This window comes from Paenibacillus sp. RS8, assembly GCF_041956825.1.
Lineage (GTDB): Bacteria > Bacillota > Bacilli > Paenibacillales > Paenibacillaceae > Paenibacillus_AQ.
Map to the genome: position 1 here is coordinate 3496562 of NZ_CP168131.1, position 13658 is coordinate 3510219.

Sequence of the window (13658 nt, forward strand, 5' to 3'; positions counted from 1 at the left end):
AAAATGCACAACGAGAATAAGGTTACGCCTGCTGGCCAGAAAGCATTATATGCGATTGAGCAACTTGTTCTGTTCGCACTCCGCGAGCAGCTCATTGCACCATCCGATGAAGATTTTAGCCGTAATGTGCTGCTAGATCAGTTCGGATTTAGTGAGCCGTTCGTTGGCGAGGTCGATCAAAGTCCACTTACAGGTCCACAGGTTCCACTGGATGCACTGATTGATTATGGTTTTGAAATCGGGTTGATTCCAGAGAATAGCGACACTTACCGTGACTTGCTGGATGCTAAGATTATGGGGCTCCTAATGGCCCGTCCATCAGACGTAAATGCGGAGTTCAATCGTTTAGCTGCTGAAAAAGGCATCTCCGCGGCTACAGATCGCTTTTATAAATTAAGCATAGATTCCAACTATATCCGGATGGACCGGATTTCCAAGAACGTCTACTGGCTGCAAGATTCGCCTTATGGTGACATCGAGATGACAATCAATTTGTCCAAGCCTGAGAAAAGTCCGAAGGAAATTGCTATGGCCCGACTGCTCCCGCCGCCGGTCTATCCAAAATGTCTGCTGTGCCGTGAGAATGTTGGGTATGCTGGACGGGTTAACCATCCGCCGCGCCAGAACCTGCGTGTCATTCCGCTTCAGCTGAATAATGAGAAATGGCTCTTTCAATACTCGCCTTATGTTTACTACAACGAGCACTGTATTGTATTCCATCATGATCATGTACCAATGAAACTTACCAAGGATACCTTGAAGCGTCTGCTCAGCTTCGTGGAATCTTTCCCGCACTATTTTATTGGCTCGAATGCAGACTTGCCGATTGTTGGTGGATCGATTCTGACGCATGACCACTTTCAGGGTGGACGTCACACCTTCCCTATTCAGAAAGCACCTAAGGAAGATACGTTCACGCATGCTTCTTATCCGGGTGTCAGCATTAATATAGTAAAATGGCCTATGTCCGTATTACGTTTGAATGGTGGCGATCCAGCGGTATTGCTGGAGTGTGGCAATGCACTTTATGAAGCTTGGAAGACGTATAGTGATCCTGAAGCAGAAGTGTTGGCGTTCACCGAAGTTGATGGTGAAGTGCAGCCTCATAATACCGTTACTCCTATCGTTCGTCGGGCAGAAGATGGCGGCTTCGAGATGGATCTCGTGCTGCGTAACAACCGGACTAACGAGCAATATCCTGAGGGGATTTTCCATCCCCATCGGGAGATGCACCACATCAAGAAAGAAAATATCGGCTTGATTGAGGTTATGGGACTCGCAATTCTGCCAGGTCGTCTGAAGGAAGAGCTCGATTCTATTGCGAGCATTCTTGCAGGAGATCAAGCACGATTAGAAGCGGTGAAGAACGATCCTAGTCATCCACTTGCGCAGCATGCTACTTGGGTTCAGGAGCTAGTAGAGCGTTTCGGAACGGCATTACAGCATGAAGAAGCCGTCAAGATTGTGCAGAACGAAGTCGGCATCAAGTTTACACATATTCTTGAACACGCGGGTGTCTATAAACGGACTCCGGAAGGGCAAGCTGCTTTCCGTCGTTTCGTGAAGAGCTTCGGCGCGATATAAAGTTTGGAAAGGGGATGTCCTTAAGCCTGTAGGCTTAAGGACATCCCTTTTTTGATGGTATTGAAGCTGCTCCATTTGAATGCGGCTATTCAGAGGTTTATAATACGAGTGAGCAAAACATTCTGAAATAACTAATGGAGGTTTACACATTTGCGTAATTTTGATTTTTATAATCCTACCAAGCTGATTTTTGGACAGGGTACACTGGAAGCGTTGAAGACTGAGGTTCCTAAGTACGGCAAGAATGTATTGTTGATGTACGGTGGCGGTAGTATCAAACGTAGCGGTCTGTACGATAAGGTAATAGCTGAGCTGAGTGCAATTGATGCTGTTGTAACTGAACTCTCAGGCGTAGAGCCGAATCCACGCCTTTCCACCGTACATAAAGGTGTAGAGCTGTGTCACGAGCATAAGATCGACCTCATCCTCGCTGTAGGCGGCGGTAGCGTGTTGGACTGCGCTAAAGCAGTTGCTGTTGGGGCGAAATATGATGGTGACATGTGGGACTTTGTTGAACGTAAGGCAGCTGCTCAAGACGCTCTCCCACTCGGTACAGTGCTGACGATGGCAGCTACAGGATCAGAAATGAATAGCGGCTCTGTAATCACCAACGAAGTGACCAAGGAAAAAATGGGCTGGGGCAGTATTCATGCATTTCCAGCATTTTCGATTCTTGACCCAGAGAACACCTTCACTCTGCCACGTGATCAGACGGTCTACGGCATGGTAGATATCATGTCTCATGTTCTGGAGCACTATTTCCATACTGATGGCAACACACCGGTACAAGACGGCTTCTGTGAGACTTTGCTACGTACGGTGATCGAAACCGCACCGAAGCTAATTGAAGATTTGAATAATTACGAACTGCGTGAGACGATCATGTACTGCGGTACTATGGCGCTTAATGGTATGGTTAGCATGGGGTTTGCTGGAGATTGGGCGACTCACAACATCGAGCACGCAGTTTCAGCCGTATATGACATTCCACATGGTGGAGGATTGGCCATTCTGTTCCCACAATGGATGAAGTATAACCTGGATACGAATCCTGCTCGTTTCCGCAAGCTTGCTGTAAATGTGTTTGGTGTTGATCCAGCTGGCAAGACGGATAAGGAAATTGGGCTGGAGGGTATTGAAGCTCTGCGTAGCTTCTGGGATTCCATTGGTGCGCCGAAGACACTCGCTGATTACGATATTGATGACAGCGAGATCGGCAGTATGGCTGACAAAGCTGTTCGTTTCGGACCGTTTGGTAACTTCCGTAAGCTTGATCGTGAAGATGTAGTAGAAATTTATAAAATGGCTCTGTAAGTAATTTCTTCAACGAAAGAGATTATCTGTCTTTATTCTAGAAGACGTAATTGAAAATCAAGGAAGCGATTCTCCTGTAATGGATGAATCGCTTCTTTGCGTTTAGGGGTCTAATGTGACTAGCTTCTCATACTATACTTTATCTGGACCTCGTCCGTTAAATATCATGTGAGTTTCCAGCAAAAAGGACTGCTTCCGCAGCCATTTAATCGTCTTTTGGAACGTCTTCCTATGTAATAAAAAAGTGCATATGTGAGCAAGCTTATCCTCAGAATGGAACTTTTTTGGGATAATATCCAAAGTTTGTGAAACCAAGGACCTACTTTGTACGTTTAATGTAATATGACAGTCCTGATTGAAGACAGGAGGAAGTAAGTATGGAAACGCTGTATTTAGGCTGCTTGGCGCTAGGCGTCATATTTGCCATAGTCAGCGTCCTGGTGGGCGATGTGATCGGAGATGCCTTACATGGGGTCTTTGATTTCGTATCTGTTGATTTTCTGAATCCCACCGTGCTGGCAGGAGGAATTACCGTGTTCGGCGGAGCGGGCCTTCTTCTTTCCCGGTACAGTGCTCTGGAAACTGGGGCGATCATTGCTTTGTCTTTGTTAACCGCCGCTTTTTTGGGAGTACTAATGTATCTAGGGGTTGTTAAGCCTATGGAAAAAAGTGAGATGTCCAATGGGTTCTCTATGAGTGATCTGCCTGGCAAGATCGGGGAAATCACAGTTCCTGTTCCCGCCACGGGTTATGGTGAGATTATGGTAAAGTTTGGAGCCGGCAATAGCCTGCATACGGCAGCAAGCTTTGATCATGAGTTGCTTCCGGCAGGGATTAAAGTTGTTGTAGTGGAAGTTAGAGAAGGCGTTGCGTTGGTATCAGAATTCGAGAAGAGAAGAGGAGTGGATCTTTAATGTTCGGTATTCCTGAGTATTTGTTAATTCCTGCTGTTGTCGTCGCTGTTCTGTTTGTGCTAGGGATCGCATTCTGGGCACGTTACAAAACGGTAGGACCAGATGAAGGGATGATCGTAACCGGTTCGTTTTTAGGGAGCAATCATATTTCTGACGATGGGTCTGGACGTAAAATAAAGATTGTGCGCGGAGGCGGGGCGTTTATCCTCCCAGTCTTTCAAAAGGCTGAATTTATGTCACTTCTTTCTCATAAACTCGATGTGACGACCCCAGAAGTATACACCGAGCAAGGTGTACCGGTAATTGCTGACGGGGTTGCGATTATCAAGGTGGGCAGTTCCACTGAAGACGTGGCAACAGCCGCTGAGCAGTTCATGGGGAAACCGATTGAGGCGCTGAAGAGTGAAGCTCAAGAGGTACTTGAGGGGCATTTACGTGCAATACTCGGCTCCATGACTGTCGAGGAAGTATACCGTAACCGTGATCGTTTTGCGCAAGAGGTTCAAGGTGTGGCGGCACGCGATCTTAAGAAAATGGGTCTGCAAATTGTCTCCTTCACCATCAAAGATGTGCGAGACAAACATGGATACTTAGAAGCGTTAGGTAAGCCGCGGATTGCTGCGGTGAAGCGGGACGCAGAGATCGCTGAAGCAGAAGCTGTGCGTGATGCGAGAATTCAAAAGGCGAACGCTGAGGAGCAAGGGCAAAAAGCAGAGCTGCTGCGGGATACGAATATCGCTGAAGCCTCCAAGGATAACCAGCTTAAGGTGGCAGCGTTTAAGCGGGATCAGGATACTGCGAAGGCGGAAGCTGACCAGGCTTACCATATTCAAGAGGCACGTGCGAAGCAGACCGTTGTCGAAGAGCAGATGAAGGTTGAGCTGGTGCGTAAGGAACGTGAAATCGATCTGCAAGCGAAAGAAATTCAAGTTCGTGAGAAGCAGTACGACGCAGAAGTGAAGAAAAAAGCGGAAGCGGATCGTTACGCAGTAGAGCAAGCGGCAGAAGCTGATAAGGCGAAGAGAATGCGTGAAGCGGATGCGTTGCAATACAGTATTGAGACGCAGGCTAAAGCAACAGCGGAGCAAAAGCGCCTTGAAGGTCAAGCGATGGCGGATGCAGAGCTGGCAAAAGGTACTGCGGATGCCGAAGTTATCCGCTTGCGCGGTCTAGCGGAAGCAGAAGCAAAAGAGAAGCTGGCAGAAGCCTTCCAGAAATTCGGCGAAGCAGCCGTGCTCGATATTATCGTCAAAATGCTGCCAGATTTGGCTGGACAAATTGCGAAGCCGCTGGCATCCATTGATAAGCTTACTGTTGTAGATACCGGTAATGGTGAAGGTGCGGCACGTGTCAGTAACTATGTAACTCAGTTGATGTCTACGGCTCCTGAGATGCTGAAGAGCGTCTCTGGGATTGACGTAGAGGCCCTGATCAAAGGGCTGACGACAAGATCCTCAGGGGCAGCTGGAAGCAAGGCAGTTCCAGTCGCACCCGCGGCCTCTCTGCAACCTCCAGCAGCCTCGGAGGGAGCGAGCAAAGCTTCAACTTCTGTGGCGGAGCAACCTGAAGGCTAGTGTAAGCAATAATTATAGAATAATTTAACTTAAGGTAAGCTCGGTGATTGCTGCCGGGCTTACTCTATGTTTTTAGGTCTTTTAGTTATTGAATGGGAGAGGTGCGAGAACGTGCAGTTGATTTTAGATGATATTCAAAAGAGCTTTGATGGTAAACAGGTCATTAAAGGTGCTGATTTTACCTTTGAAAGAGGGAAGATATACGGGCTGCTCGGACGAAATGGAGCAGGCAAAACCACACTTTTCAATTGTCTGAGCGGTGAGGTTCAAATGGATAGCGGCGCTGCCTTTATCGGTGAGAAGGATAATGCCCGTCCGCTTCGTGACGAGGACATCGGATATGTATTTTCTCTCCCCATCTTACCTGAGTTTCTAACAGGTTATGAGTTCGTAAAGTTTTATATGGACATTAACCGTGAGAAGATCGATCCGAATAAAAGCATTGAAGATTATTTTTCCATTATTAAGTTTGAGGAAGAAGATCGCCACCGGCTGATTAAGGGCTATTCCCACGGAATGAAGAATAAAATTCAAATGCTCTGCTTTATCATTACTCGACCGCCTTTGATTTTACTAGATGAGCCTTTAACTTCTTTTGACGTTGTTGTCGCTCTTGAGATCAAGAAGTTGCTGCGCGAGATGAAGCAGGATCACATCATTATTTTTTCTACGCATATTTTGCAATTGGCCGCCGATTTATGTGACGAGTTGGTTATTCTAAATCATGGAACCCTTCAAGAAATTCCGCGTGAGACCCTACAAAGTCCAGAATTTGAGGAACAGATTATAGCTTTACTTCAGGATGGCAACAATGATTAGGACACTTCGCAGCATCCAGAGGATTCGAGGCTCGTCCGGAGCCAATCGGCTGATTTACTATTTTAGAAAGCTACCTGTTCTTGGTAAACTTTTAAAAGATGATATCTACTCCAATGTTGCCCTAAAAGAAGTCTTTGCTGGGATTGTAGCTGTACTGAAGGTACTGTGGGGATTTTTAAATAAGTTCGCTTATTTGGGAATTGTGATATATTTGCCAATCATTCTCACACACAAAGAAATGCCGCTCGCCGAACAGTATGCATTGTTCCTACATATTTTTATCATTCTAAGCTTTATAGTGGCTGGAGTTTCGAATGTATTTATATTAGAGCCCAAACGGGATAAATATATATGTGTGAAGCTAATGAGGATTCCGGCTAAACAGTATATGCATGCTACGCTATTACTTAAAGGCCTAACATTCTTTATTTATTTTGTGCCAGCTTTAACCGTTTTTGCGGGGATTTTTGGCGCACCGCTGTGGCATGGCATATGGCTTACAGTACTGTTAACGGCCTGGAGAATAGTCACCGAGGCTCTAAACCTTTGGTTTTTTGATAAAAAGGGAATTGTGTTAGTTAAAAAGATGAGTTGGGTATGGTCGGTGATTGGACTAGGTGGTTTACTTGCCTATGTGCCCCTTTATCTTGGAAATGCTTTTGTAAATGATACGGCAGGATTTAGTGTCCCATTGAGTCTTGTGATTGTTGCACTTGGAGGAATTGCAGCTGTGTATATTGGGAAATATCCTAACTATCGCAGTGCTGTAGATGTTGTCACCAAGATAGATGATCCACTGCTGGATATGAATCGGATGATGAGAGAGGCGAGGGTGGCGGAAGTCCAGACCAAGGAGAAGGACTTTTCGTCGGAAGAGCTTAAGGGTAAAGCTTTTCAAGGAAAAACAGGTTACGCCTATCTGAATGCTATTTTTTTCTCCAGGCATAAACGCTTGTTAATTCAACCCATCCAGAGACGTTTAACCATCATTGGTGTGCTCTTTTTAGTGGCTGTCCTAATGATGCTCATTTCGCCAGAGACTTCGTCTAAGTTTACGACCTATCTGCTAAGCGGACTTCCTTTTTTTGTATTTATAATGAACTATACCTCTATAGGTGAGCGTGTATGCAAAGCGATGTTTTACAATTGTGATCTAAGCTTATTAAGGTATGGTTTTTATCGTGAACAATCAGCAATTCTGGACAATTTCAAAATACGTCTTATTAAGTTGAGTGGACTTAATCTTATTCCTGCTTTCGCTATATGTTCTGCATGTACGCTGCTGTTTCTGCTCTCTGGTGCAGATTGGGGTTTGATGGATGCGGTGATCTTTTGGGTAACGATTCTTTGTCTTTCCTTGTTCTTCTCGGTGCACCACTTGTTCATGTATTATATTTTTCAACCGTACAGCACAGAGCTAAATATGAAGAATCCGTTCTTTGTTATCGTCAACAGCATTGTCATGGGACTAAGTGTGGCTTGTATCGGATTTCCAAAAGCATCGTCAATTTTTACACTAGTTGTTCTGACGGGAACGATAGCTTATATGGTTATTGCCGTGACATTGGTATACAAGTTCTCCAGCCGAACCTTTCGGGTAAAATAGAACGCAGAGTGTCCTTCTAATATCGGAATGTTGATGATATGATGGTAACGAGAGTTTTTTAAAATATAAGAAAGTATAAGTTTCATGTTATACTTTATCCTTATATTTCACGCACAAACGCTTACCGTCCTTTAGGGACGCCAAAGGCGTTTTTTGCTTGATCGTACCGTTTCATGTTGCGTTTGCTGCTTGGAAGTCAGGTGTTTAGAAATAAAAGAGGTGGCAAATATGAGTAGCATAACTGTAGCAAAGGTGTTAAATAACAACGTTATCATTGCGGACCATCCCCAATATTCCGAGGTTGTTGTGATTGGCAAAGGGATAGGGTTTAATCGAAAATTGCATGATCAGATTAATCTATCCTCTGTGGAGAAGATGTTTATTCTCCGTAGCCAGGAAGAGCAGGAACAATATAAACAGCTTCTTCCCCAAGTGGATGAGAAGTTGATTGAGATTGTACATGAAATTTTGTTATATATTATGAATTGCAGTAGTCAACCGCTTAATGAACATGTTCATATTGCACTCACCGATCATATCTCATTTGCTATACGGCGTTATGAACAAAATATCCCTATTCATAACCCATTTCTGTATGAGACTAAGGAAATTTATCCTGAAGAGTACAAGATGGCAGAGTATGCGATTGAGCGAATTAATGAAGGTATGGGTGTGGAATTACCCGTAGATGAGGTGGGCTTTGTGGCACTTCATATCGTTAGCGCGTTGAGTAATAGACAAATTTCTGAGGTTAGACAACATTCGCTTTTGATTGCGGATTTGATTGGAATCGTAGAGAATAACCTCGAATATCGAATTCCTCGTGATTCACTTGATTATTCGCGATTGGTGACTCATTTACGATTTGTTCTTGAAAGACTGCGCCGTGGAGAATCGGTAAGGGAGACTTCTACGCTGGATGGTCTAATGAAACGGGAATATCCCGAAATGTATACCTTGGCTTGGCAATTAACTAAGGTTATCGAGAACCGAGTGCGAATTCCTGTGTATCCAGCAGAGGTCAGCTATTTGACAGTTCACCTGCAACGTCTTGCTCAGAAGAAAGAGGATGAAATGGATATGGAGACGAAAGGTAAAGCTTGATAAGCATAAACGTCTTTGGCCTCCTCATAAGGCCGGAAAGCGTTTAAGCGAGAAAAATATGGATAATGTATAGTGTGAAATTTATACTTTCTAATATTAAAAAAAAGCTTGTCACTTCAAAAAAACGGTGCTACAATATCCGTGTCCTAATTAAAACAGAATACCAAGCGTGTAACTGATTCGATCAGGCATGAGTGATTTACAGTATTTTGGTTGCTAGTCCCCATCTTGGGGTAATCTAACCTTAGCGTTAGATAACAACCTTTATACTGTGTTGCTCATGCCTTTTTTGGCATCTGTTTTTACTGAAAATGTGAATAATGAAAGGAAGTGACCATGATGTTCAAAAAGCTTTTCGGCGTTTTACAAAGAGTCGGTAAAGCGCTAATGCTCCCGGTAGCCATACTGCCAGCAGCCGGTCTGCTCCTTGGAATAGGAAACATGCTGGTAAACCCCGATTTTCTACAATACGTTCCGGCTCTTGAGAACGATGTAGTTCAGGCAATAGCGAACGTATTGATGAACTCAGGGCAAATTGTATTTGATAATTTATCCTTACTATTTGCCGTGGGTGTTGCCATCGGTTTATCCGGTGGTGAGGGTGTTGCTGGTCTAGCCGCTATTATCGGTTTCCTCGTAATGAATGTTACGATGGGTACTGTAATTGGCGTCAATGATTATGTCCTGAGCCAAGGTGATTTTTCCTATGCTAGCGTCTTAGGAATTCCAACACTGCAAACGGGGGTATTTGGAGGTATACTCGTCGGTATATTGGCATCGTCCATGTACAAACGATTCTTCAAAATCGAACTTCCATCCTACCTGGGTTTCTTCGCAGGTAAACGTTTCGTTCCGATCATGACTGCGGTAACGTCTTTGCTTCTTGGTCTGGCATTGACCTTAGTTTGGCCGCCAATTCAACACGGTCTGAACTATGTATCCCAAAGTATGATTGATACGAATAAAACGCTCGCTGCGTTTATCTTCGGTACGATCGAACGCTCGCTCATTCCTTTTGGTCTGCATCACATCTTCTATTCTCCGTTCTGGTATGAATTTGGTACCTACGTTGATAAAGCAGGAGAATTGGTACGTGGTGACCAACGGATCTTCATGCAGCAGCTTCGTGATGGCGTAGAATTCACAGCAGGAACATTTACAACAGGTAAGTATCCATTCATGATGTTTGGTCTTCCAGCAGCTGCTCTGGCTATCTATCATGAAGCTAAACCTCATAACAAAAAACTTGTCGGTGGCTTGATGCTTTCCGCAGCATTAACTTCATTCCTGACAGGGATTACTGAGCCGCTTGAATTCTCGTTCTTGTTCGTGGCTCCACTGTTGTTCGCAGTACATGCTGTTTTTGCTGGTTTGTCCTTTATGACCATGCATATCCTTAATGTCAAGATTGGTATGACTTTCTCGGGTGGCTTTATCGATTACGTGCTATTTGGTATAATCCCGAACCGCACGGCTTGGTGGCTCGTAATTCCAGTAGGTCTTGCTCTTGCCGTAATTTACTACTTCGGATTCCGCTTTGTTATTCGGAAGTTCAACTTGATGACTCCGGGTCGTGAAGAGGATACGGGTGAAGTCGAAGATACAAACACAGAAGCAGTTTCTAAAACGGGTGATGATTTACCACGAAACATCTTGTCTGCGTTGGGTGGTAAAGAGAATATCGCTCATCTGGATGCTTGTATTACCCGCCTTCGTGTGGAGGTTAAAGATAAATCAGGCGTGGATAAGACTCGTCTGAAGAAGTTAGGTGCATCAGGTGTACTCGAGGTGGGTAATAACATTCAAGCGATCTTCGGTACACGTTCCGATACCATAAAATCGCAGATTCAAGATGTAATTAGCGGGAAGACACCTGCAGCAACACCAGCAGCGGCTAAGCCAGAGCCTGAGGAAGAACAGCAGGCAGGTGAAGCAGGTGAAGCGATTATCAAAGAAGATATCGTCTCTCCGGTAAATGGTGAACTGGTGGATATCACTGAGGTTCCAGATGCGGTATTCTCCCAAAAAATGACGGGTGATGGTTTTGCTTTCCTATCTGATGATGGAAAAATTGCTTCGCCAGTCTACGGTAAAGTGTTTAATGTGTTCCCGAGCAAGCATGCTATCGGCATTATGTCCGATGGAGGCAAGGAAGTGCTCGTTCATATAGGGGTTAATACAGTTAAGCTTAAAGGTCAAGGCTTTACAGTTCTAGTTGAAGAGGGCGACCTTGTAGCTGCTGGACAGCCGATCATGGAAGTGGATTTAGAATATGTAAAAGCACATGCGCCATCTGTAATGTCTCCTGTTATTTTCTCTAATTTGCCAGAGGGATCTTCCGTAACCTTGAAGAAGCCAGGCAAGGTGTCAATTGGTGATAAAGATATTATTACCATTCAGTAAAAGTGCAAGGGCTGACGCTTCCTTTAAATCTTAAAGGGAGCGAAGCTTTCACTATAAATTAAAATATTCTATTAAAAGAAAGCGAGTTGGATAATATTATGCAAACAACATTCAGAATTATTGATGAAGATGGAATTCACGCACGTCCGGCAACTGCCTTGGTAAATACAGCAACGAAATTCAAAGGTACAGAAGCTTATGCAGAAGCAAAAGGTAAAAAAGTTACATTGAAATCTATCCTTGGCGTATTGTCATTGGGTCTGGAAGCTGGAGACACTTTGTCTCTGATTACTGAAGGCAGCGAAGAAGCTGAAGCTCTGAGCGCACTTTCTGATGTAATGATCAAAGAAGGGCTAGGGGAAATCCATGAATAAAATTTCAGGAATCGCGGCTTCAGCAGGGATTGCAGTAGCCCGTGCTTTTATCCTGAAACATCCGGATTATACAATTACGAAGACTAGTGTCAGTGATCCTGAGGCAGAAGTCGCCAAGTTGAATGACGCACTTGCTAAATCGAGTGCTGAACTGCAAACCATTAAAGAGCGTACTTTAGCGGAATTAGGAGAGAAAAAAGCGGAGATCTTTGCATCCCATCTGCTGATTCTTGAGGATCCTGAGCTAATTAATCCTGTAATTGATAAAATTCGTCAGGAATCGGTTAACGCGGACTATGCACTAAACGAAGTAGCTACACAATTCATTGAAATGTTCGAGAACATGAAGAGTGCTTACTTACAGGAACGTGCTGCTGACATGCGTGATGTGACCAAACGCCTGCTGAACCACTTGCTGGGTATTCATTATGTTAGTCCTGCAGAAATCAGTGAAGAGGTAATTGTTATCGCTGAGGATTTGACGCCTTCTGACACAGCACAGCTAAATCGCAAGTATGTTAAAGGCTTCACAACAAACATTGGTGGACGTACGTCCCACTCAGCAATTATGGCACGTTCTTTAGAAATTCCAGCGGTGGTTGGAACTAAGAATGTCATGACTGAAGTGAATTCTGGGGATCTAGTGATTGTCGATGGTCTGAACGGAGACGTTCTAATTAATCCTAGTGAAGCAGAAGTGGCTGAATATGTTCGCAAGCAGGAAGCTTACGACTTGCAAATTGCAGAGTGGAAGAAACTTCGTGATAAACCAACGATTTCTGCAGACGGTAAGCACGTGGAGCTGGCGGCTAATATCGGTACACCAAACGATGTCAATGGTGTACTTGAGAATGGTGGCGAAGGTGTAGGCTTGTATCGTACTGAGTTCCTATACATGGGCCGTGATAAGCTGCCTTCCGAGGAAATCCAATACAACGCCTACCGTACTGTGCTTGAGAATATGAAAGGCAAACCGGTAGTTGTACGTACACTGGATATCGGTGGTGATAAAGAGCTTCCGTATCTGGATCTTCCAAAGGAAATGAACCCTTTCTTAGGATTCCGTGCGATTCGTCTTTGTCTGGATCGTCAAGATATTTTCCGTACGCAGCTGCGTGCTTTACTAAGAGCGAGTGTTCATGGGGATCTTCGCATTATGTTCCCTATGATCGCAACACTTGGTGAATTCCGTGCAGCCCGCGATCTTCTACTTGAAGAGAAAGCAAAGCTTCGTGAAGAAGGCAAGGAAGTATCTGACAACATTCAGCTCGGCATAATGGTTGAGATTCCTTCTACTGCTGTATTGGCAGACCAGTTTGCGAAGGAAGTTGATTTCTTCAGTATTGGTACGAATGATCTTATTCAATATACAATGGCTGCTGACCGTATGAATGAACGGGTGTCTTACCTGTATCAGCCATACAATCCTGCCATCCTGCGTTTGGTCAAGAATGTAATTGATGCAGCGCATGCAGAAGGTAAGTGGACAGGAATGTGCGGTGAAATGGCTGGGGACGCAACAGCGATTCCACTTCTACTAGGTCTTGGCCTTGATGAATTCAGTATGAGTGCAACGTCAATTCTGCCAGCACGTAGTCAAATTTCTAAATTGTCGGCTGCCGACATGAAGGAACTGGCTGCAAAAGCACTGCAACTTGGCACTGCTGAAGAAGTAGCTGCACTTGTTCAAAGCATCACTAATTAATTATTTCCATATGCATTACTCCGTTTAAGCGTTTTATAGCGCTCCAACTACTATTACCGACTTCCAATGTTTTGGAGGTCGGTTTTTTTGTGTTTAATTGCTATTTTTTTGGTATCAGCACACAAGGATTCGTGGTTTGATCTTAGTTCATGCGCTTACATTGGCTTCTGTTCATACATGAGCGTTATACTCAATTAAGAATAACTAAATTCGCTAATTATTTGCTTTATTGCACAGATGTCTATGCCGATAGTAATAGTG

The 13658-nt window shown here is 44.4% G+C and carries 10 protein-coding genes; all 10 read left to right on the forward strand.

From position 1 onward, the window contains the following. The first annotated feature begins 3 nt into the window (after window positions 1-3). The 10 genes from ACDZ28_RS17050 (at window position 4) to ptsP (ending at window position 13397) form a co-directional block, all read left to right on the forward strand. Window positions 4-1584: a UDP-glucose--hexose-1-phosphate uridylyltransferase gene (locus ACDZ28_RS17050; RefSeq protein ID WP_042125532.1), complete on the forward strand. Its 1581-nt coding sequence runs from the start codon at window positions 4-6 to the stop codon at window positions 1582-1584. Window positions 1585-1734: 150 nt separating this feature from the next. After that, window positions 1735-2898: an iron-containing alcohol dehydrogenase gene (locus tag ACDZ28_RS17055; RefSeq protein WP_042125534.1), complete on the forward strand. Its 1164-nt coding sequence runs from the start codon at window positions 1735-1737 to the stop codon at window positions 2896-2898. A 377-nt stretch (window positions 2899-3275) separates the two neighbouring features. Next, complete coding sequence (locus tag ACDZ28_RS17060; protein WP_042125536.1) at window positions 3276-3812, forward strand: hypothetical protein; 537 nt, start codon at window positions 3276-3278, stop codon at window positions 3810-3812. Further along, the gene (locus tag ACDZ28_RS17065; RefSeq protein WP_375105284.1) at window positions 3812-5386 is read left to right on the forward strand and encodes a flotillin family protein; all 1575 of its coding nucleotides are present in this window, start codon (window positions 3812-3814) and stop codon (window positions 5384-5386) included. The genes ACDZ28_RS17060 and ACDZ28_RS17065 overlap by 1 nt, the downstream gene beginning before the upstream one ends. Before the next feature lie 111 nt (window positions 5387-5497). Continuing rightward, a complete protein-coding gene (locus tag ACDZ28_RS17070) occupies window positions 5498-6205 on the forward strand; it encodes an ABC transporter ATP-binding protein (RefSeq protein WP_339289866.1) in 708 nt (235 codons plus the stop codon). Then, window positions 6198-7811: a hypothetical protein gene (locus ACDZ28_RS17075; RefSeq protein ID WP_375105285.1), complete on the forward strand. Its 1614-nt coding sequence runs from the start codon at window positions 6198-6200 to the stop codon at window positions 7809-7811. The genes ACDZ28_RS17070 and ACDZ28_RS17075 overlap by 8 nt, the downstream gene beginning before the upstream one ends. Before the next feature lie 228 nt (window positions 7812-8039). Next, window positions 8040-8915: a glucose PTS transporter transcription antiterminator GlcT gene (gene glcT / locus ACDZ28_RS17080; RefSeq protein ID WP_042125542.1), complete on the forward strand. Its 876-nt coding sequence runs from the start codon at window positions 8040-8042 to the stop codon at window positions 8913-8915. A 339-nt stretch (window positions 8916-9254) separates the two neighbouring features. Next, the gene (gene ptsG, locus ACDZ28_RS17085; protein ID WP_042125544.1) at window positions 9255-11318 is read left to right on the forward strand and encodes a glucose-specific PTS transporter subunit IIBC; all 2064 of its coding nucleotides are present in this window, start codon (window positions 9255-9257) and stop codon (window positions 11316-11318) included. Between the two features lie 98 nt (window positions 11319-11416). Then, complete coding sequence (locus ACDZ28_RS17090; RefSeq protein ID WP_042131974.1) at window positions 11417-11692, forward strand: HPr family phosphocarrier protein; 276 nt, start codon at window positions 11417-11419, stop codon at window positions 11690-11692. Then, window positions 11685-13397, forward strand: a complete 1713-nt coding sequence (gene ptsP, locus ACDZ28_RS17095) for a phosphoenolpyruvate--protein phosphotransferase (RefSeq protein WP_042125545.1) — start codon at window positions 11685-11687, stop codon at window positions 13395-13397. Before ACDZ28_RS17090 ends, ptsP begins: the two co-directional genes overlap by 8 nt. Window positions 13398-13658 lie beyond the last annotated feature (261 nt).

Bases quoted from the DNA above. Each gene is read 5' to 3' on its own strand.
- ACDZ28_RS17090 (WP_042131974.1), top strand. From the start codon at position 11,417: ATGCAAACAACATTCAGAATTATTGATGAAGATGGAATTCACGCACGT.
- ACDZ28_RS17065 (WP_375105284.1), top strand. From the start codon at position 3,812: ATGTTCGGTATTCCTGAGTATTTGTTAATTCCTGCTGTTGTCGTCGCT.
- ACDZ28_RS17060 (WP_042125536.1), top strand. From the start codon at position 3,276: ATGGAAACGCTGTATTTAGGCTGCTTGGCGCTAGGCGTCATATTTGCC.
- ACDZ28_RS17050 (WP_042125532.1), top strand. From the start codon at position 4: ATGCACAACGAGAATAAGGTTACGCCTGCTGGCCAGAAAGCATTATAT.
- ACDZ28_RS17075 (WP_375105285.1), top strand. From the start codon at position 6,198: ATGATTAGGACACTTCGCAGCATCCAGAGGATTCGAGGCTCGTCCGGA.
- ptsP (WP_042125545.1), top strand. From the start codon at position 11,685: ATGAATAAAATTTCAGGAATCGCGGCTTCAGCAGGGATTGCAGTAGCC.
- glcT (WP_042125542.1), top strand. From the start codon at position 8,040: ATGAGTAGCATAACTGTAGCAAAGGTGTTAAATAACAACGTTATCATT.
- ptsG (WP_042125544.1), top strand. From the start codon at position 9,255: ATGTTCAAAAAGCTTTTCGGCGTTTTACAAAGAGTCGGTAAAGCGCTA.